The 18,393-nt window shown below is 65.2% G+C and carries 19 protein-coding genes; 14 read left to right on the top strand and 5 right to left on the bottom strand.

The genetic code is table 11. From position 1 onward, the window contains the following. Positions 1 to 11 precede the first annotated feature (11 nt). From K7W03_RS08410 to K7W03_RS08390, 5 genes are all read left to right on the top strand, one after another. Positions 12 to 644: a glutathione S-transferase family protein gene (locus K7W03_RS08410; RefSeq protein ID WP_222886022.1), complete on the top strand. Its 633-nt coding sequence runs from the start codon at positions 12 to 14 to the stop codon at positions 642 to 644. Between the two features lie 113 nt (positions 645 to 757). Further along, positions 758 to 1,393 carry a TetR/AcrR family transcriptional regulator gene (locus K7W03_RS08405; RefSeq protein WP_222886021.1) on the top strand — a complete coding sequence of 212 codons (636 nt, stop codon included), beginning with the start codon at positions 758 to 760 and terminating at the stop codon, positions 1,391 to 1,393. Further along, entirely contained in the window at positions 1,386 to 3,062 is a 1,677-nt protein-coding gene (locus tag K7W03_RS08400; RefSeq protein ID WP_222886020.1) for an MFS transporter, read from the top strand. The genes K7W03_RS08405 and K7W03_RS08400 overlap by 8 nt, the downstream gene beginning before the upstream one ends. Then, the gene (locus tag K7W03_RS08395) at positions 3,059 to 4,252 is read left to right on the top strand and encodes an HlyD family secretion protein (protein WP_226869913.1); all 1,194 of its coding nucleotides are present in this window, start codon (positions 3,059 to 3,061) and stop codon (positions 4,250 to 4,252) included. Before K7W03_RS08400 ends, K7W03_RS08395 begins: the two co-directional genes overlap by 4 nt. Beyond that, a complete protein-coding gene (locus K7W03_RS08390; RefSeq protein WP_222886019.1) occupies positions 4,252 to 5,637 on the top strand; it encodes an efflux transporter outer membrane subunit in 1,386 nt (461 codons plus the stop codon). Before K7W03_RS08395 ends, K7W03_RS08390 begins: the two co-directional genes overlap by 1 nt. A 50-nt stretch (positions 5,638 to 5,687) precedes the next feature. Here K7W03_RS08390 and K7W03_RS08385 read toward each other — a convergent pair whose 3' ends face one another. Genes K7W03_RS08385 through K7W03_RS08370 form a run of 4 tightly spaced genes read right to left on the bottom strand, consistent with a single transcriptional unit; the run spans position 5,688 to position 9,458 of the window. Next, positions 5,688 to 6,668 carry a DUF1254 domain-containing protein gene (locus tag K7W03_RS08385; protein ID WP_226869911.1) on the bottom strand — a complete coding sequence of 327 codons (981 nt, stop codon included), beginning with the start codon at positions 6,666 to 6,668 and terminating at the stop codon, positions 5,688 to 5,690. Next, positions 6,665 to 7,825, bottom strand: a complete 1,161-nt coding sequence (locus tag K7W03_RS08380; protein ID WP_222886018.1) for an acyl-CoA dehydrogenase family protein — start codon at positions 7,823 to 7,825, stop codon at positions 6,665 to 6,667. Before K7W03_RS08380 ends, K7W03_RS08385 begins: the two co-directional genes overlap by 4 nt. Next, entirely contained in the window at positions 7,822 to 8,574 is a 753-nt protein-coding gene (locus tag K7W03_RS08375) for an SDR family NAD(P)-dependent oxidoreductase (protein ID WP_061934985.1), read from the bottom strand. The genes K7W03_RS08380 and K7W03_RS08375 overlap by 4 nt, the downstream gene beginning before the upstream one ends. Further along, positions 8,571 to 9,458: an SDR family NAD(P)-dependent oxidoreductase gene (locus tag K7W03_RS08370; RefSeq protein WP_222886017.1), complete on the bottom strand. Its 888-nt coding sequence runs from the start codon at positions 9,456 to 9,458 to the stop codon at positions 8,571 to 8,573. The genes K7W03_RS08375 and K7W03_RS08370 overlap by 4 nt, the downstream gene beginning before the upstream one ends. A gap of 169 nt (positions 9,459 to 9,627) precedes the next feature. Between K7W03_RS08370 and K7W03_RS08365 the strand changes: the two genes are divergently transcribed. Beyond that, complete coding sequence (locus tag K7W03_RS08365; protein ID WP_222886016.1) at positions 9,628 to 10,317, top strand: carboxymuconolactone decarboxylase family protein; 690 nt, start codon at positions 9,628 to 9,630, stop codon at positions 10,315 to 10,317. Positions 10,318 to 10,330: 13 nt separating this feature from the next. Here K7W03_RS08365 and K7W03_RS08360 read toward each other — a convergent pair whose 3' ends face one another. Continuing rightward, a complete protein-coding gene (locus K7W03_RS08360) occupies positions 10,331 to 11,083 on the bottom strand; it encodes an SDR family NAD(P)-dependent oxidoreductase (protein ID WP_222886015.1) in 753 nt (250 codons plus the stop codon). 118 nt (positions 11,084 to 11,201) lie between these two features. Between K7W03_RS08360 and K7W03_RS08355 the strand changes: the two genes are divergently transcribed. The 8 genes from K7W03_RS08355 to K7W03_RS08320 all read left to right on the top strand — a co-directional run bounded on the left by K7W03_RS08355 (position 11,202) and on the right by K7W03_RS08320 (position 18,390). Further along, on the top strand, positions 11,202 to 11,819 hold the full coding sequence (locus tag K7W03_RS08355) for a TetR/AcrR family transcriptional regulator (protein ID WP_025547929.1): 618 nt from the start codon (positions 11,202 to 11,204) through the stop codon (positions 11,817 to 11,819). Between the two features lie 2 nt (positions 11,820 to 11,821). After that, positions 11,822 to 12,619: a helix-turn-helix transcriptional regulator gene (locus tag K7W03_RS08350; RefSeq protein ID WP_222886014.1), complete on the top strand. Its 798-nt coding sequence runs from the start codon at positions 11,822 to 11,824 to the stop codon at positions 12,617 to 12,619. 66 nt (positions 12,620 to 12,685) lie between these two features. Then, entirely contained in the window at positions 12,686 to 13,108 is a 423-nt protein-coding gene (locus K7W03_RS08345; protein WP_222886013.1) for a Zn-ribbon domain-containing OB-fold protein, read from the top strand. Beyond that, positions 13,105 to 14,253, top strand: a complete 1,149-nt coding sequence (locus K7W03_RS08340) for a thiolase family protein (RefSeq protein WP_222886012.1) — start codon at positions 13,105 to 13,107, stop codon at positions 14,251 to 14,253. Before K7W03_RS08345 ends, K7W03_RS08340 begins: the two co-directional genes overlap by 4 nt. A gap of 4 nt (positions 14,254 to 14,257) precedes the next feature. Next, positions 14,258 to 15,436 (top strand): acyl-CoA dehydrogenase family protein, encoded by a 1,179-nt coding sequence (locus tag K7W03_RS08335; RefSeq protein WP_222886011.1) that lies wholly within the window; start codon positions 14,258 to 14,260, stop codon positions 15,434 to 15,436. 18 nt (positions 15,437 to 15,454) lie between these two features. Further along, positions 15,455 to 16,630 carry an acetyl-CoA C-acetyltransferase gene (locus K7W03_RS08330; protein WP_025547921.1) on the top strand — a complete coding sequence of 392 codons (1,176 nt, stop codon included), beginning with the start codon at positions 15,455 to 15,457 and terminating at the stop codon, positions 16,628 to 16,630. A gap of 3 nt (positions 16,631 to 16,633) precedes the next feature. Beyond that, entirely contained in the window at positions 16,634 to 17,632 is a 999-nt protein-coding gene (locus K7W03_RS08325; protein WP_222886010.1) for an acyl-CoA dehydrogenase family protein, read from the top strand. 11 nt (positions 17,633 to 17,643) lie between these two features. After that, a complete protein-coding gene (locus K7W03_RS08320) occupies positions 17,644 to 18,390 on the top strand; it encodes an SDR family oxidoreductase (RefSeq protein ID WP_222886009.1) in 747 nt (248 codons plus the stop codon). Positions 18,391 to 18,393: the final 3 nt, after the last annotated feature.

Raw genomic sequence — 18,393 nt, 5'->3', positions numbered from 1 at the left:
AGGATAAACGCATGATCGTCGTTCACCACCTTGAAACTTCGCGTTCGACACGTATTCTGTGGCTATTGGAAGAGCTTGATCTCGAATACGAGCTGCAAAGCCACGCCAGGGTTGGCGGACGCGCGCCCGAAAATCTCAAGCATATCCATCCGCTGGGCAAGGCGCCCTTCATCGTCGATGGCGATCTGGTCCTTGCGGAATCGAGCGCGATCCTGCGCTATATCGACGCTCGTTACGGCGATGGCCGTCATTCTCCCAAGGCGGGCACCGCACAGGGCGCGATGCACGACCAATGGCTCGATCTGGCGGAGGGGTCTGCCAGTTTTCCGCTTCTGCTGCCGTTGCTGGGCCGGATGATGGGCGGGCTTCCCGATCCGATCGCGCAGTTCGCGGATGCGCGAGGCAAGGATCTGCTCGCCTACATTTCCGAAGGGGTGGGCGAAGGGCCTTTCCTGATGGGCGGTGAACTGACGCTAGCCGACATCCAGATGGTCTATACGCTTGAAATGGCCAGAATGGCAGGCGCCCTCGATGCCTATCAAGTGCTACAATCCTATCTGGACCGGCTGCACCGACAACCGGGCCTGATCAAGGCGATCGAACGGGGTGGCCCACTGGTGCCGCCCGAGTTGGCGAGCGCCTGACCCCCACGAGACCCGACAAACGCATTAACTCACCGAATCCGTAATTCATCACTTGATTAAATAGTAACTGCGTCTATCTACCTGTTCATTCGCGGCGCGTGGAAGGATAGATCATGACGCAAACCGAGCGTGGGCGCGGCAGGCCCAGAAAGAACGAAATCGATTCCGTGCAGGCCATCATGGCAAGCGCGGTGCCCATCTTCGCCGCCAAGGGTTTTGACGCCACCAACCTACGTGAGATCGCCGATGATGCGGGGGTCAACATGGCGCTGGTGTCCTACAATTTCGGGTCCAAGCTGGAGTTGTGGAAGCGGATCATCGAGACTATCGGCCAGAGGATCGAAGCGACCCAGACGTCGTTGGCGCAGACCACCGGCTTCAGCGATTCGGGCGCTGCGCTGCGTGCCGCTATGAGCGCATACATCGGCTTCATGGCCGCTCGGCCTGACATCGCCCGCTTCATGGTGCGCGACATTGATCATGACCCCGAACGGGCGCAATGGGTCTACGAACACGTCACTCGCCGCCTGCTTGACCAGTTCCTTCCCCTGATCGCACGCACCAGCGCAGACGGCGCAATACGCGCAGCACATCCCGAAATGACCTTCCTTCAATTCGCTTTCGGGACGGCTGCCTGCATCATGCGGCGTGACCGGCTGACGCAGGATTCGCCCGATTTGGGCAACGATGGTCGTTTTCGCGCGGCCCTGCACGAAACGCTTGTCGACCCCCTGTTTATTGATGGCTGACTCCGCGCTTTCTTCCGGCGGCTATGTGTTCAAGCCGCACGAGCGGCCTTTCCTGGCCGGCTCTCCCGCAACGCCGGATCATCCGACGGCGCGCAAGGCAGGTTATCTGCTGATCGGGATATATCTGGCCGTTCTGGGCGGTTTCCAGAACGGTCTGCTGCTGGCTAACCTTACCGGATTGCAGGGTCATCTCTCGCTTTCGGCGGTAGAATCGGGCTGGGTCACGGTCGCCTACAACATGACCAATGCGCTGATGAGCATTTTGCTGTTCAAGCTGCGCCAGCAGTTTGGCATCCAGCGTTTCGTCAGGGTCGCCATGGGCGCATTGCTGCTGGCCAATTTCGTGCAGCTATTCGATGCAGGCTACCAGATCGAGCTGGTCTCGCGCGGGATTTCCGGCATTGCCGCCAGCGGTCTTTCGACGCTGGGCATCTATTACCTGATGCAGGGCCTGCCGGCGAAGGCGCGGATCGCGGGCGTGCTGATTGGCCTCGGCCTCTCGCAAATTGCCCTTCCGCTGGCGCGCGCCATATCGCCTGCACTGGTTGCCGGGGGCGACATTACCCACCTGTTCGATCTGCAATTCGCACTTTCGCTGGTTGCTTTCGGCTCGGTATTCATCCTGCCTCTGCCGCCGGGCGAAATCGAAGAGGCATTCGAGAAACTCGATTTCGTTACGTTCCCGCTGCTGGCCACCGGCATGGGATTGCTTTGCGCCTTTCTTGTTCAGGGCCGTATCCAGTGGTGGACCACCCCGTGGCTGGGTTGGGCGCTGACGGGCGCCGTTGTCTTGATTGGCTTCGCATTCCTTATTGAACACAACCGCGCCAATCCCATGCTCCACACGCGCTGGATGACGAGCAAGGACATCCTCATCTTCGCCGTCACCGGCGCACTGATGCGGGTCTTGCTGTCCGAACAAGGTTTCGGAGCTGGCGGCCTGCTGACCACCGTCGGTATGATAAGCGATCAGCTGGTCACCTACTACTGGATCATCACCGGCGCGACCCTGCTTGGCCTTGTGGTGCTGATCGTGCGACTGGATGTCAGTGATCTGCAACGCCCATTGCTGGTGGCGCTGGCGCTGATAGCCGTGGCGGCTTTCATCGATACGCGCGCCGGCCTGCTGTCGCGCCCGGAGAATTTCTACTGGACTCAGGCGATGATGGCCTTTGCCGCGATCTACTTCATCGGATCGGCCATGATGGAAGGGTTGCTGCGCGCACTGGCACGGGGGATGGACTATATCATCAGCTTCATTGCCGTGTTCTCGCTTTCGCAAACACTGGGCGGGCTGGCCGGTGTTGCCGGGCTGGCCGCGTTCCAGACCATTCGGACAAAAGTGCATCTGATGGAAATCGGGCGGGAATTATCGCTGACCGATCCCGCCGTTGCGCAGGCCATCCAGCAGCGTGCTGCCGCCTATAACGCCACCATGGCCGATCCGGTGCTGCGGCAGGCCAGCGGCGCCGGGCAACTGATCCAGCAGGCGGGGCGCGACGCGGCGATCCTTGCCTTCAACGACATGTTTTTCCTCATTGGTGTGATTGCGTCCATCGCCTTTGCAGTGCTCCTTGCGAACTGGCTCTACAACCGTGCGCGCGGGATCAAGCCCCTGGCCAAGGAACTTGAGGCGCTTGCAGCGATCATGGGCGGAGCAAAAGAATGAGCCAGAAAAAGCCAGACCAGCAAACCGAAGGGGCCAGCAAAGGGCCGGACATGCAACCAGACAAAACACCTGATAACGGCACCGGTACAATTCCCGGTGAAGGGGGTTCCGAGGCAGAACCCACGGCGGACGAGACCAGTGCCGAAGGATGGGCCCCGGAGAGATCGCGCCTCAAGACGATCTTCTTTACCCTTGCCATCATCGCTGGCGCACTGGCCGTGCTCTATGCCTGGCAGTTGCCGCCGTTTCAGGCGGACAGCCAGACGACGGACAATGCCTATGTGCGCGGCCAGACCACTGTCATCAGTCCGCAGGTCGGCGGATATGTCACCGAAGTGCTGGTGCGGGATTTCGCCGATGTAAAAGAGGGCGAACCGCTGGTGCGCATCGATGACAGGATCTACCGGCAACGGGTGGCACAGGGCGAGGCCGGCATGGCAGCGCAGAACGCCAGCCTCGCCAATGCGGCACAGAGCCGGCGCTCGGCTGAGGCGCAGCTGCGCCTGCAAGAGGCCTCCGTCGCCAATGCCCGCGCCCAGCTGGCCAAAGCGCGGGCGGATATACGCCGGGTCGACGAACTGGTCGGCGAAGGATCGGTATCGCTGCGCGAACGCGACCAGACACGGGCCGCGCTGCGCCAGGCAGAAGCGGGTGTGGCGCAGGCCATGGCTCAACGCGACATCGCGCGCGAGCAGCTGCGCTCGGTCGATGTCGGGCAAGGCGGGTTGGAAGCGCAGGTCGAAGGAGCCACCGCATCGCGCGACCTTGCGCAGATCGATCTCGACAACACTGTTATTAGCGCCCCGCGCGATGGCCGTCTGAGCGAGGTTTCGGTGCGTGAAGGGCAGCTCGTCTCGCCCGGCACGCAGATGATGTATCTGGTGCCGGAACAGCTGTGGGTGGTCGCCAATTTCAAGGAAGCCCAAACTGCCGGGATCAGAGTGGGCCAACCAGCCACACTCAGGATCGACGCGCTGGGCGGGCTTGAACTTGCAGGCACGGTGCAGAGCGTCTCGCCCGCTGCGGGTAGCGAATTCAGCGTCATCAAGCCCGATACCGGCGCAGGCAACTTCGTAAAGGTTCCGCAGCGCATCGCAGTGCGTATCCGCATCGATCCGAACCAGGAAGCGGCGGCCAGACTGGGGCCGGGCATGTCGGTGATCGCAACGGTTCACACGGGGGATCGCTGATGCGCCGCCACACCGCCCGCCGTTTGACCCCGATCGCCTTCCTTGCCGCTTTGGCCGGATGCGCACCCACGCTTGCGCCAATCCCCGATGCCAGCGTGGTGACGCCGCCTGTCGCATGGCGGACGCACCTAGATGCGCGCGGCGATGTAGAGCGGCAGTGGTGGGATGCCTTTGGCGATCCGGCACTTTCGCAAATCGTGGCCGATGCACAGGCCAACAATCCCGATATCGCCATCGCAGCCGCGCGCGTTCGTGAAGCGCGCGGACAGGAACGCGCCGCGCGCAGCCTGCTGCTCCCCACGCTCAACGCCACGGCGGGGATCAGCGAATCGCGCAGCCTGAACGCCTTTGGCAGCGCCAACGAGGGGCTGGCCGCGCAACCGCTGTTTCAGGCGGCTTACGAGATCGATCTGTTCGGCCTCAACCGGGCACAGATAGATGCCGCGCGCGCCAACAGCGCGGCAACACAGGCAGCGCGGGAAGCCGCCAAGCTAGCTGTTACAGCAGCTACGGTATCTGGCTATATCGCCCTGCTGGCGCTCGATAGCAGGCTCGAAATTCTGCGGGAGGCGCTTGCCGCGCGCGCCGAGGCGCTGAGGATCGCGCGCGACCGTGCGGAGGCTGGCTATACCTCGCAGCTCGAACTGCGGCAGGCAGAGGCCGAATATCGCGCCGCGCAGCAACAAATTCCCGCGATAGAAGCCGCGATTGCCAGGCAGGAAAACGCGCTGTCGCAGCTCGTCGGGCAAACCCCGCGCGCTGTCGCCCGCGGCGGAACCTTCGCCGATCTGCAAGCGCCCGCCATTCCCGCCGTTCTCCCAAGCGAATTGACGCGGCGTCGGCCCGACATTGCTCAGGCGGAATTCACTCTGGCCGCTAGCGACGCCCGCCTGCGCGCGGCGCGGGCGCAGTTTCTTCCGCAACTGCGCCTTGCCGCCTCTGCCGGTGCGGTGCTTTCGTCGAACCTGGACGATCCGGTGGGGATCTGGTCGCTTGGCGGTAGCGTCCTTGCACCCCTGTTCAGCGGTGGCAGGCTGGAAGGGCAGTTCGACGCCGCGACAGCCCAGCGTGATCAGGCCGCCTTCGCCTATCAGCGCACGGTCCTGACGGCATTTCGCGAGGTAGAGGATCAACTGGTCGTGATTGACCGTCTGGCACAGCAGGAGCGCGCCCTGCAGGCCCAGCGCGCAGCCGTGGCAGATGCCCTTCGCCATGCCACCAACCGGTATCGTGCAGGCTATTCGCCCTACCTCGAACAGATCGATGCGCAGCGCGCGCTGCTGTCGGTCGATCTCGCGCTAGTTCAGATCCAGAGCGACCGCCTCAATGCCCATGTCGCGCTATACCAGGCGCTGGGCGGCGCTCCGGGCGACTCGCCGTCATGAACAAAATCCAGTAACTGGCTTGATGTCGCACAGTGGCCAATTTTCGCCTGTCATCGGCCCGCGTAAATACGACCGTTTCCAGCGCTGCGAAGTTGAGCACTGATGGCATTCGTGGGGGGATGGAAGAGGGAAACCAGACAAGCCTGAGGTTTGGCCGGGGTCAGCCTGTCAGGGTTGAACGGGCGGTCGCCGCCTATGCTGAGCAGCCGGAATCGCGACACAAGCGCCTCCTCGCCCGGCTGCCAGCCATTGGCCCGAAGCAGATAGTCGAGCGCCCGGAAATAGCCGATAGCGCCAGAGGCGGGTGGTGGTGGCGATGTGTCGCCATCAGAGTCCGCCGTCCCTTTGCCTTCCGGAGCGATGATCCGGACCGCATCCTGAAAGGCACGGGCGGTCCGGACTTCGGCTTCGGACTGGGCGAAGGCGCGCATCAGGATCCATAGCTGGGTCGTGGCGGCTGGATAGACCGTGACCCCGGCGGGCGGGATGCCGCGCCAGCCGCGCGGCACCAGCAGGAAGCGGCCGCCTTTGACGCCTATCGTGCGATTGCTGAGATTGCTGGGATTGCCGAAAATGTCGAAGATGTTGAGCGTGAAATATTTGAGCTGCGTGGCCGGGATGTCGATTTCGACCGGTCCCTTGCTCAGGTCGATCCAGGCCGTGGAGTAAAGCGTGTCCGTATTAGGCACCTTGAAGGTGGCATAGTCCGGCCCCGCCAGGTTCCTCTCATGCGCGAAGCGGTTGAACCCGGTATAGTTGCTGGAACTCCGGTCGAACGCCTGCCGATAGAGTTGCTCATAATGCAGATAGGCAGCCATGCCATAGACGGTCGCGTCGAATGCGACGGTCCGGAGCAGGGCGGCGCGGTCCTTCTCGTCCCTGGGCAGCAGGTCCTCGCCATATCCGGCTTGCGAAGCGGGCGCTTCCGGCGCGGCGAAGTTCGCTGGCTGGGCATGTCCAGCGGTCGGCATGAGGATCGGCAGGAGGACCAGCATCGGCCGCATGGCCGGCATCCATCGTCCAGCGTTCATCCCTGCGCCGCCTTCCAGTCGCGCTTGATCTTCTTGGCCAGGCTCCACTTATGGACCTCGGTCGGGCCGTCGTAGATGCGGAAGGCGCGGATTTCCCGGAACGCCTGCTCGACGATGGTGTCGCCGGACACGCCCGTCCCGCCCATCACCTGGACGCAGCGGTCGGCGACGCGGAACAGCGCGTCCGACACCGCGACCTTCGCCATGGAGCTTTCCGCCGTGCCGAGCGAACCCGTGTCGAGAACGCCCGCGCACCAGTCGATCATGCGTTCGGCCTGCTTCAGGTCGATCAGATTGTCCGCCAGCATGAAGCCCACGCCCTCATGGTCGACCAGCGGCTTGCCGAAGGCGTGGCGGCGGCAGGCATAGTCGGTGGCGATTTCCTGCGCGCGCGTCGCGAGGCCGAGCCAGCGCATGCAGTGGGACAGGCGGGCAGGGCTGAGGCGTATCTGCGCATAGGCGAAGCCTTCTCCGCTCGCGCCCAGCATCTGGTCCGCCGGAACGCGCAGATCGACGATGTCGACCTCCGCATGCCCGCCGGGCATCGAACTGTCGATCGTGTCGATCACGCGCACCGTCCGGATCGCCGGGTCGGGCAGGTCGACAAGGAACATGCAGGCGCCCTCGTCCGACCGGGCCATGACGATGCCCACGCGCGCCCCTTCCGCCCCGGTGATGAACTTCTTGCGGCCGTTGATGACCCAATGGTTGCCGTCGAGCCGGCAGGTCGTCTGCATCATCGACGGATCGGACCCCGCGCCGCCGGTTTCGGCAGGCTCGGTCATGAAGAAGGCGGAGCGCGCTTCGCCCCTCACCAGCGGGTCGAGAAATCGCGTCTTCTGTTCGGCGCTGCCGACCTTTCCGAGCAGATACATATTGCCTTCGTCAGGCGCGGCGGTGTTGCAGGCGAGGGGGCCGAGCGGCGACAGGCCCGACCTGATGAGGACGATGGCCGTTTCCCGCTGCGTCAGATGCGATCCGTCAGGCAGGACATGCGGGGTCAGCACGCCTGCTTCGCGTGCTTTTGCGCGCAGCTCCGCGACGAGCGCGTCTTCCGGGCCATGGAAGCCGAGGCGACTGTCCTTTTCATAGGGAATGACCACGGTCCGGACGAAGGCTTCCACCTTCGAGGCGATGCTGTTCGCTCGCTCGGTCATTGCGCGGTGCTCCCCCCATCGATGACAAGTTCGGCGCCTGTCATGTAGCGGGACTCGTCGCTTGCCAGGAACAGGATTCCATCCGCTATCTCCTCCGCTTCCCCGATCCGGCCGAGCGGGACATCCGCCAGCAGGCTCCTGGCTGTTTCCGCATCGGCATAGGCAGGCGCGGTCAGCGGCGTCGCGATGTGACCGGGGTGAATGGAGTTCGCCCGCACGCCGTTGCCGGCCGCAGCGCATTCGAGGGCGGTCGCCTTGGTGAACATCCGGACACCCCCCTTCGCCGCGCTGTAGGAGCCGGTGCCCGCCCCGGCCACGATGCCCCGAATGGAGGACATGTTGACGATCGCGCCCCGGCCCGAGGCGGCGAGCAGCGGCATCATATATTTGGTGCCCAGGAAAACACTGTCGAGATTGACGGCGATGATCGAGCGCCATTGCGCCAAGGTCGTGTCCGCAATCGACGCGAACTTGCCGAACCCGGCATTGTTCACGAGGATGTCGAGCGTGCCGAACCGTGTTCGTATCCGATCCGCCAGCGCAACCCATGCCTGCTCATCGGTGACGTCCATGACGGCGACCTCATGGCCGTCGCCCGGCAGGGACTTGGCCGCATCCGACAGGGCATCTCCATTGCGGTCCGCCAGGATGAGTGTCGCGCTCTCCGCCGCGAAGCGCCGTGCGGTGGCGAGCCCGATGCCCGAAGCGGCGCCGGTGATGAGCGCGATCCGCGCTTGAAGCCTGCTCACGATCTTTCCTCTTCTGCGTCAGCCTTGCCCTTGCTGAGCGAAATCAGGCTGTCGAATAGCGGATTTTCCCGCGCAAGGATCGATTGCGTCCGCTGCGCGATCACCGGATCGTAACGGGTCGTGGTAAAGACGTAGAACCGGTCATTCCGGATGCCGTCGAACGCCTGCGCGGCGACTTCCTCAGGCGATGGGGCATTCTGGAACAGATTGTCCGAAATCGACTGAAACTCGGCGGCTTCCGCCGGCTGCCCATCACTGGATCGCAGATGGGCAGGGCGGGATCGTTCGGCCTCGTAAATGCGGGTCGCGACCAGGCCGGGACACAGCATCGTGACGCCAATCGGGGCGTTCCGCTCACGCAGGCCGGCATAGAGCGCTTCGGTGATGCGGACGACGGCATGTTTGGACGCGCCATAGACGGCGGAGCCTTCGCCGCTCACGAAGCCGGCCACGGACGCGGTGTTGAGAATATGTCCCGGCCGTCCCTCGGCCAGCATCCGGGGCACGAAGATGCGGATGCCGTTGACCACGCCCTCCATGTTGACCCCGAAGGCCCAGCGCCAGTCCTCCAGCCCATATTCCCAGACGAGCCGGTGGCGGCCGCCGGGGACGACGCCGGCATTGTTGCACAGCAGGGATACCTCGCCGAAGCGCGACCATGCCAGGTCGGCCAGAGCCTGTACCGCCTCCGGATCGGCCACGTCGGTTCTGTGGAGCGCGATGGCCGCGCTGTCGATGGTGCCGGCCACTGCTTCAAGGTCGGCAAGATTGATGTCGGCGAGGACCAGCTTCATCCCCTCCCGCGCGGCCAGATGCGCGAGCGCCGCGCCGATGCCGCTGCCGGCCCCCGTAATGACTGCCGTCCTGCCCTTGAAGTCCCTCATCCGGGCATGCTCCTCTCGCATCGGCCGAACCGGGATCGGCCCTGTATAAGCGTGCGATGTAGTCGACCGTCCGGTCGGACGTCAACTCCTTATCAGAAGTTGACCGCGATCGCGAAGCGGCATAGCCATGTTCAACCGACCGGACGGTCCATGCATTATCGGAGAGACGATGACTGATCTTCTGCCCCCGCTCGCCAGCCTTGGCCGCCTGCGTCGCGACGCCCCGAAGACCGTCGCGGGATTTCGCCGCTGGCGCGCGATCATCGATACCGATGGCGCTGTCCCCGCCCGGATGAAGCGATTGTTCGTCGCCTGCGCCGCCACGATGAAGGGCTATCGGGAACTTGCGACGCGGGAACTGGCCGAAGCCCGGGCGGCCGGTCTTATAGAGGCGGAGGCCGGCGCGGCGATCGCAATCCTGGCAAGCGTGCGCGGCGAGGGGGCGTCGCTGCGCTTCCATGATCTTTTCCGGGAAATCTACCCCGAAGCCGTCGATCCCGATTGGCCCGACGACGACATGGTGGTGGAAGATGGCGCGGCGCAGGCCAATTTCCTTCAATATTTCGGCACCATGCCCCCTTCGCTGGGCAAGCTGTTCGAGGTCAAGCCCCTTGGCGCCGAGGCCTATTATCTCATGCGCGAGGGGACTTTGTCGGGGACGGCGCTGGGGCCTGTCCATGCGGAACTGCTGCTCGTCACCGTCCTCGTCGCCGATTATAGTTCATGGGCGTCCGTTCACATGAAGGGCGCGCGCACCGCCGGCGCCAGCGAGGAAGCAGTGGCCGAAGCGGTGATCTGCGCCGTGCCGACCGCCGGCCTGTCCGCCTGGGTCATCGGCGCGACCGCGATGGATGCGTGAGGGTCGTCCGTCCTTAAAGACCGCTGACGAGGTGCCCGCCATCCACCGCGATGACTGCGCCCGTCATGTAGCGCGACTGATCGGAACATAGCAGCAGGAGCGGCCCGTCCAGATCCTGCATCTGGCCGAGTCGCTTCTGCGGGATGCGCGAGATGAGTCGCTGACCTGCGTCGGATGCGAAGAAGTCGCGGTTGAGGTCCGTCTCGATATAGCCGGGCGCCAGAGCGTTGACCCGGATGTCGAACGCCGCCCATTCCAGCGCAAGCGCCTTCGTCAACTGGATGAGGCCGGCCTTGCTGGCGGCATAGGCGGCCAGCCCCTTGGACACGCGTTCCCCCAGGATCGAGGCGACGTTGACGATCGTCCCGCCTTCGCCCCGCATCATGCGCGCCGCCTGCTGGGCCACGAGGAAGGCGCCGGTCAGATTGGGCTGGAGCACCTGCGACCACTCGGTTGCGCTGAGATCGAGCGCCGCACGCATGTGGGCTACGCCTGCATTGTTGACGAGGATGGAGAGAGGCGCCGCAAGGTCGCGCTCGATTTGCCGGAAGGCCGCCGCGACCGCGTCCGGATCGGTCACATCCATGGCGACGGGAATGCATGTGCCGCCTTGTCGCCCAATCTCATCGGAGAGCGCCGAGAGCGCGTCGACTCGGCGCGCCGCTATCACGACCGTCGCCCCTTCCCGCGCCAGCAGACGAGCGAAATGCCGGCCCAAACCCGAACTCGCTCCGGTGACCAGCGCTGTCTTGCCCTCAACTTGCATTGTCCGCTCCCTCGCGCTTGCATTCTTTTCATCCAGCCGCCATCCCTAGGAGGAACCGACCAGACGGTCGACTTACCTTTGTGAGAGGTAGGACGCAGAACAGGGAACAGAGCCGGCGATGGCGCGAGAAGCAACAAAGAAACGGCAGACGACCGAGGCGCATGACGAGAAGCGCAACGAGATATTGAGGCATTGCGCGACGCTGTTCGACCGGGTGGGATATCACAAGGCGTCGATGCAGATGCTGGCGGATGAGGTGGGCCTCGGCAAGCCGACGCTCTACCATTATTTCCCCAGCAAGAACGCCATCCTCTTCGCGATGCACGACGCTCATATGAGCGCGCTTCTGGCGGGTCTCGACGAGGAAGGGGGGTCGGACGATCCGCTGGGCCGCCTGCGCGCGGCATGCATCGACATCCTGCGGCAGATCGCGGAGCATCCGGGTTATGTCCGGGCGTTCATGGACCATTATGAAGATCTGGAAGGCAAGATGCGCGACCATATCCGGGCGCAGCGCAACGCCTATCTGCAGCGGGTGCGCGGCATCATCGAACAGGGGATCGCGAACGGCCATTTCCGCCCGTGCGACCCGGGGCTCACCACCCTTGGCTTCCTCGGCATGTGCAACTGGGCCTATAAATGGTATCCTCCCCTGGCCAAGCGCAGACCGCCCGAGGATGTCGCCGACGCGATCTGCCAGCCCTTTTTCGAGGGGCTGAGCCTGAAGGGCCGCTGATTATGTCCGCTGCCGGCCACTCCTGCACGATGCCGCCCGCCGCCCTGATCGACGCGGTCCGCTTTTCGGAGCCGGGGGGGATAGGACCGGCGGCGGAGCGGCTGCGCGATGCGGTAATGGACCTTTGCGGGCTGCGCACGGCGGTCACGCATAATGTGGCCTCCCGCGAACCGATGCGCGACGGGAATGGCGCCGTGCTGGCAAGCGAGGTCTTCGGTTTTCGCGGCGAGGAGTCGCGCTGGTGGGAGGTGCCCCAGCTTGCCCTTTCCTCGCCCATCGTTCACGCCTGCCGGGTGGAGGCGGAGCCGTTCTGGTGCAACGCGCATGGCTTTTTCACCCGCCTGCCCAACCCGCTGCTCGACGTGATCGACCTGCATGATTTCCGCATCCGGGCCATGACGGCGGCCGCGATCGTGGTTCCGATCCACCTGCCCTTCGGGCAGATCGGCGCAGCCAGTTTCCTCTCGCCCGAGCCGGAGGCCAATGACCTGTCCGATGCCTATGCCTGTGCCGCGGACGCTCTGGCCGTGCTCGCGCGGGCCTTCGTGCAAAGCTATGTCAAGGTTACGGCGCGGGCGCGGCCCGGGCTGGGGAGCATATCCTTGACCAAGCGCGAAGTGGAATGCCTGCGCTGGGCGGCTGCCGGGAAGACGAACGAGGAAATCGGCATCATCCTGGGCCTGCAACGCACCACGGTGCGGTTCCACATCCGATCGGCATCCGTGAAGCTGGACGCAGTCAACCGCGACCAGACGATGTTCAAGGCGGCGCAGCTCGGCTTTCTGGGCATGATAAACTAGCCCCTGTCGCATTGGTCAGAAGCCGACCGAACGGTCGGGCGCTATGTCTTCGGAAGGAGACAAGAGATGCCCGACACCCTGCCTGTTCCGATAGCCGACGGCCTCATCTGCCCCGATGCAGACGGCATTGCGCTGTTTGCCTCCAGAGAGCGGGCAACCCATCGCCTGTGCTTTCCGGCGCGACCGGAAGACGACCCGCGCTACGAGCGCGTCCTGCTGCCGCGCACAGGCCGGCTCTGGTCGTGGACTATCCAGCGCTTCCGCCCCAAGTCGCCGCCCTATGCCGGCCCGGAAGCGTTCGAGCCCTATGCCGTGGGCTATGTCGATCTGGATGGAGCGCTGATCGTCGAGGGGCGTCTGGTCGATGTGGCGTTCGATGATCTGGCAATTGGCATGGCGATGCGCGTCGTGCCGCTGCCTTTCGAGATGACGGACGGAACGCTGCGCACCAGCTTCGGCTTCGCGCCGGACAAGGGGGTTGGGGCATGAGCGAAGACGTCTTCATCATCGGCGCGGGCATTCATCCCTTCGGCCGCACGCCCGGCCTTTCGGGCCTGCAGCAGGGCGTCTTCGCCGTCCGCCAGGCGCTCGAACGGGCGGGGCTGGCATGGCGCGATGTCCAGTTCGCCTTCGGCGGATCGGACGCCGCCGGCAATGCGGACACGATGGTGTCGGAACTGGGGCTTACCGGCATTCCCTTCATCAACGTCGCCAACGGCTGCGCGACCGGCGGGTCGGCCATGTTCGGCGCCTACAGCACGATCAAGTCCGGCGAGTTCGATCTTGGCCTCGCGGTAGGTTTCGACAAGCACCCGCGCGGCTCCTTCTCGCCCCTGCCGGCGGACTGGGGATTGCCGGACTGGTATGGCGAGACGGGGCTGATGCTGACCACCCAATTCTTCGCCATGAAGATCCAGCGCTATATGAGCCTCCATGGCATCACCCCGCACACGCTGGGTGCGGTCGCCGAGAAGGCGTTCGCCAACGGCGTTCTCGCCGATCATGCCTGGCGGCGCGAAGCCGTAGACATCGACACCATCCTCCATTCGCAGATGGTCAGCGATCCGCTCACCAAATTCATGTTCTGCTCGCCGGGCGAAGGCGCGGTGGCGCTGCTGCTGGCGAGCGGCGGGAAAGCGCGCGAACTTGGCCTGCCGGCCGTGCGGTTGCGTGCCGCGGCGGTCCGCACCCGGCCCCCCGGTTCGTTCGAGGTGTTCTCTCCAGCGCTCGATCTGGAGCGTGGCGGTTCACCGACCAGCGTCGCGTCCCAAGCGGCTTATGAGATGGCAGGCGTCGGCCCCGAGGACATCGACATCGCACAGCTTCAGGACACGGAGGCGGGGGCCGAGATCATGCACATGGCGGAGAATGGCTTTTGCGCCGATGGCGAGCAGACCGCATGGATCGCTGAGGGCCGCACGCGGATCGACGGCAGCCTGCCGGTCAACACCGATGGCGGGTGCCTGGCCTGCGGGGAGCCGATCGGCGCGTCGGGGCTTCGTCAGGTCTATGAGAATTATGTGCAGTTGATCGGGCAGGCGGGCGCACGACAGGCGCCGGGCAGGCTGCGCCTCGGTTACAGCCATGTCTATGGCGCGCCGGGCGTGTCCGCCGTCGCCATCGTGGAGCGCTGACGCCATGGACCTGGCGCTTGGCCCAGAACAGCATGCTTTCCGCGAGGAGGTGCGCGCTTTCCTCGCCGCGTCGCTTTCGCCCGCGCTTCGGCGCGGGGCCGCACTGACATCCGGTGTCTTCGCCGAACCCGACATCGCCCGCGAATGGCAGGCGATATTGGAAGCGAAGGGATGGCTCGTCTATCACTGGCCGGACCATGCGGGCGGACCCGGATGGACGCCGGTCCAGCGCTGGATCTTCGAGAAGGAATGCGCTGAGGCGGTCGCTCCGGTCCTTCCCGGCATGGGCCTGAAGCTGGTGGGGCCGGTGCTGTACACCTATGGCACACCTGCGCAGAAGGATCATTATCTCCCCCGCCTGCGCACGGGCGAGCATATATGGGCGCAGGGGTTTTCGGAACCCGGCTCCGGCTCCGACCTTGCAAGCCTGCGCACCCGCGCCGTGCGCGACGGCGATCATTATGTCGTGTCGGGCCACAAGATCTGGACCACGCAGGCCCAATATGCGAACCGGCTCTTCGCCCTGGTCCGGACCGACCCGCATGTGAAGCCGCAGCAGGGCATCAGCTTCCTGCTGATCGACATGGCGCTGCCCGGCGTGACGGTCAAACCGATCCTCAGCGCATCGGGCGATCACGAGTTGAACGAGGTCTTCCTTGATGAAGTACGGGTGCCGGTGTCGGAGCGCGTCGGCGACGAAGGGCAAGGCTGGTCGATCGCCAAGTTCCTGCTGGAGAATGAGCGGGGCGGGTCCAGCTTCGCGCCGGCGCTTCTGGCTGATCTTGCCCGGTTGCGGACATCGGCGGGTCCGCTGACCGGCGAACTGGCGGATCGCGCCATCCGGCTCCAACTGGAGGCGGAAGCGCTGGAGATGACCGAACTGCGGACGCTGATCGAGATCGAGCATGGCGCCGCGCCCGACCCGCGCAGCCTGACCACCAAGCTGCTGGCGTCCGAAATCCGGCAGGGCGTTGAGGCGCTGGCGGTGGACGCCTTCGGCCTCGCCGGTCTTCAACTGCCGGTCGAACGCCCCTTCTACTGCGACGCCATGCCCGCTCCGGTCGGTTCGGCGCAAGCGCAGGTCGCGGCGGCCCGCTACCTCAACGCCCGCGCCTGGTCGATCTTCGGCGGCACCAGCGAAATACAGCTCACACTCATCGCGAAGGCCGCACTCGGCCTCTAGACACAAGAAGGATGCATCATGCCTGAAGCCTATATCGTTTCCGCCCGCCGCACCGCCGGTGGCCGCCGCAATGGCCGGCTTGCCGGGTGGCACCCCGCCGATCTCGGTGCTCTGGTGCTGGACGCGCTGGTCGCCGACGCCGGTGTCGATCCCGCCGCGATCGACGATGTGATCATCGGTTGCGTCAGCCAGGTGGGCGAGCAGACCTTCGCCTTTGGCCGCAACATCGTGCTCGCGTCCAGCCTGCCCGACAGCGTGCCGGCGGTGACGATCGACCGGCAGTGCGGCTCGTCCCAGCAGGCCGTGCATTTCGCCGCGCAGGCGGTCATGTCGGGCCTTCAGGACATCGTGATCGCAGGGGGCGTCGAAAGCATGACGCGGGTGCCGATGGGCTCCCCCATTACGCTGGCCAAGGCGGGCGGCATCGGCGCCAACCCCTTCTCCGAGGCGATCCAGAAGCGCTATGGCGTGGAGATGTTCAGCCAGTTTCAGGGCGCGCAGATGATCGCCGACAAATATGGCTTCACCCGCGACGATCATGACCGGTTCGCGCTCGCCAGCCACCGGAAGGCGGCGGCGGCCATGGATGCGGGCGCCTTTGACAGGGAGATCGTGCCGGTGCCCATCGTCACGGCGGAAGGGGAGCAGGCGATCCACGACCGCGACGAAGGGGTCCGGGCCGATGCGTCGATGGAGTCGATCGGTTCGGTCAAGCTGCTGGGCGAGGGCGGCACGCTTTCGGCGGCGACCGCGAGCCAGATCTGCGACGGCGCGAGCGGCGTGCTCGTCGCGTCCGAAGCGGCCGTCAAGGCTCATGGCCTGACGCCCATCGCCCGCATCGTCAACCTGGCGGTCACCGCGGGCGACCCTGTCATCATGCTGGAAGAGCCGATCCCGGCGACGCGGCGGGTTCTCGACCGCGCCGGCATGACGATGAAGGACATCGATCTGTTCGAAGTGAACGAAGCCTTCGCGTCGATCCCCCTGGCATGGATGAAGGCGCTCGACGCGGACCCGGAGAGGCTGAACGTCAACGGGGGCGCGATTGCGCTTGGCCATCCGCTCGGCGCGACCGGCACGAAGCTGATGGCGACGCTCATCCATGCGCTCAAGGCGCGGGGCCAGCGCTACGGCCTTCAGACCATGTGCGAGGGCGGCGGCATCGCCAACGCCTCGATCATCGAGGTGCTCTGAGCCATGAACCTCGCGCTCAGCGATGAGCAGGCGATGGTCCGCGACATGGTCCGCCGCTTTCTGGCTGACCGCTATGACGCGGCGACCATGGCGAAAGGGCCGATGTCTCCCGACGACTGGCGCGCATTGGGGGAACTCGGTCTTTTCGCCCTGCTGACGCCGGAGCAGGCAGGCGGCCTGGGCGGCGGCGCGGTGGAGGTGATGATCGTCTCCGAAGAGATGGGGCGCGCCCTTGCGATCACGCCGCTGGCTGAAGCCGTTCTGCTCTGTGGCCGGGCGATCGCTGGTGATCCTGTGGCCGAGCGCTGGGGCGACAGGCTGATGCAAGGGGAGGCTCTGCTCGCATTTGCGCCGGGAGGTGCGATGACGGACGGCAGGCTCTGCGGATCGGCGGGCATCGTCCGGGACGGCATGGATGCCGACGCCTTTGTCGTGGAGACGGAAGCGGGCGCGCTTCTGCTGGTCGATGGGCAGGACAGCGGCGTCCGCAGGACGCCGGTTCGTCTGGTCGACGGCAGCATGGCAGCCCATGTGCGATTCGATGCGGTGCATGCCGTGCCGCTCACGGTTCCGGGGAGCGCGTGGGCAGAGGCTCAAGCCCTGGCCGGCCTGTCGATCGTCGCCGAACTGGTCGGCGCGATGGCGACCTTGCTTGACCTGACCGTCGATTATGTCAGGCAGCGCCACCAGTTCGGCAAGCCGATCGCGAGCTTTCAGGTCGTGCAGCATCGCTGCGCCCGGATGTACACCTGGCTGGAGCAATCCCGATCTTTGCTTTTGAAATCGGCCCTGGCCGAGGAGGAAGAACGGGTCCGGGCCGTGACGGCAGCAAGGGCCTATATTGGCGACGCTGCCTTGAAGCTCGCGGAGGAGGCGGTGCAGTTGCATGGCGGCATGGGTGTGACCGATGAACTTGCGGTCGGGCGTGGGCTGCGGCGCGTGCTGCTGCTGTCGCGTCTCCATGGCGGTGGAACCGCCGCCCGTGCCGCCCTGGCGGCGTGAAGGGATCGGCCATGGCGAAGAAGGGCAGGGTTGAGGGGAAGGTCGTCCTCGTGACCGGCGCGGCGCAGGGGCTGGGCAAGGCCGACGCCGAAGCGCTGGCGCGCGAGGGCGCGCGAGTGGTCGTCGCCGATGTCGACGAGGAGGAGGCGCAACGGGTCGTCGGTACGCTTCCGGCAGCGATGGCGCTTCGCCTGGACGTGACCTGCGAAGCGCAATGGCAGGCCGCGTTGACGAAAATCATGCAGGCCTATGGCCGGCTCGATGCGCTGGTCAACAATGCGGGCATTGCCGCCTTCGAAACGGTCGAGCAGTCGTCGCTGGAGGCATTCCGCCGCGTGATGGCCGTTTCGGCGGAAGGGACGTTTCTGGGATGCAAGACCTGCCTGCCGGCGCTGGCGGCCAGCGGGGCGGGATCGATCGTCAACATCGCGTCCGTGGCCGCGATCCGGGGCAATCCGGCGGTGTTCGCCTATAGCGCGGCCAAGGGCGCCGTACTCTCCATGACGCGCAGCCTGATCGTGCATTGCCAGCAGCAGGACTATCCGGTTCGCGCCAATGTGGTTCTCCCCGGCTCGCACGATACGCAGATGGTTCGCGAGGCCTATCGCTTCGCCGCGCCCGGACTGCGCGAAGCCGCCCAAAGGCATGAGGGGCAGCCGGAGCATGTCGCCGACCTGGTCCTGTTCCTGGTGTCGGAAGAGTCCGCCCGGCTGAACGGGGCGGAAATCGTGATCGACAATGGCCGGACAGTGGCGTGAGAC

This window comes from Sphingobium sp. PNB (assembly GCF_019873065.1).
GTDB lineage: Bacteria > Pseudomonadota > Alphaproteobacteria > Sphingomonadales > Sphingomonadaceae > Sphingobium > Sphingobium fuliginis.
Note: the sequence above shows the minus strand (reverse complement) of the source record. Positions and strands in the feature narration are given on the sequence as shown.

Excerpts from the sequence above, each read along its gene's own strand:
- K7W03_RS08410 (WP_222886022.1), top strand. The coding sequence starts at position 12 with ATGATCGTCGTTCACCACCTTGAAACTTCGCGTTCGACACGTATTCTG.
- K7W03_RS08405 (WP_222886021.1), top strand. The coding sequence starts at position 758 with ATGACGCAAACCGAGCGTGGGCGCGGCAGGCCCAGAAAGAACGAAATC.
- K7W03_RS08400 (WP_222886020.1), top strand. The coding sequence starts at position 1,386 with ATGGCTGACTCCGCGCTTTCTTCCGGCGGCTATGTGTTCAAGCCGCAC.
- K7W03_RS08395 (WP_226869913.1), top strand. The coding sequence starts at position 3,059 with ATGAGCCAGAAAAAGCCAGACCAGCAAACCGAAGGGGCCAGCAAAGGG.
- K7W03_RS08390 (WP_222886019.1), top strand. The coding sequence starts at position 4,252 with ATGCGCCGCCACACCGCCCGCCGTTTGACCCCGATCGCCTTCCTTGCC.
- K7W03_RS08385 (WP_226869911.1), bottom strand. The coding sequence starts at position 6,668 with ATGAACGCTGGACGATGGATGCCGGCCATGCGGCCGATGCTGGTCCTC.
- K7W03_RS08380 (WP_222886018.1), bottom strand. The coding sequence starts at position 7,825 with ATGACCGAGCGAGCGAACAGCATCGCCTCGAAGGTGGAAGCCTTCGTC.
- K7W03_RS08370 (WP_222886017.1), bottom strand. The coding sequence starts at position 9,458 with ATGAGGGACTTCAAGGGCAGGACGGCAGTCATTACGGGGGCCGGCAGC.
- K7W03_RS08365 (WP_222886016.1), top strand. The coding sequence starts at position 9,628 with ATGACTGATCTTCTGCCCCCGCTCGCCAGCCTTGGCCGCCTGCGTCGC.
- K7W03_RS08360 (WP_222886015.1), bottom strand. The coding sequence starts at position 11,083 with ATGCAAGTTGAGGGCAAGACAGCGCTGGTCACCGGAGCGAGTTCGGGT.
- K7W03_RS08355 (WP_025547929.1), top strand. The coding sequence starts at position 11,202 with ATGGCGCGAGAAGCAACAAAGAAACGGCAGACGACCGAGGCGCATGAC.
- K7W03_RS08350 (WP_222886014.1), top strand. The coding sequence starts at position 11,822 with ATGTCCGCTGCCGGCCACTCCTGCACGATGCCGCCCGCCGCCCTGATC.
- K7W03_RS08345 (WP_222886013.1), top strand. The coding sequence starts at position 12,686 with ATGCCCGACACCCTGCCTGTTCCGATAGCCGACGGCCTCATCTGCCCC.
- K7W03_RS08340 (WP_222886012.1), top strand. The coding sequence starts at position 13,105 with ATGAGCGAAGACGTCTTCATCATCGGCGCGGGCATTCATCCCTTCGGC.
- K7W03_RS08335 (WP_222886011.1), top strand. The coding sequence starts at position 14,258 with ATGGACCTGGCGCTTGGCCCAGAACAGCATGCTTTCCGCGAGGAGGTG.
- K7W03_RS08330 (WP_025547921.1), top strand. The coding sequence starts at position 15,455 with ATGCCTGAAGCCTATATCGTTTCCGCCCGCCGCACCGCCGGTGGCCGC.
- K7W03_RS08325 (WP_222886010.1), top strand. The coding sequence starts at position 16,634 with ATGAACCTCGCGCTCAGCGATGAGCAGGCGATGGTCCGCGACATGGTC.
- K7W03_RS08320 (WP_222886009.1), top strand. The coding sequence starts at position 17,644 with ATGGCGAAGAAGGGCAGGGTTGAGGGGAAGGTCGTCCTCGTGACCGGC.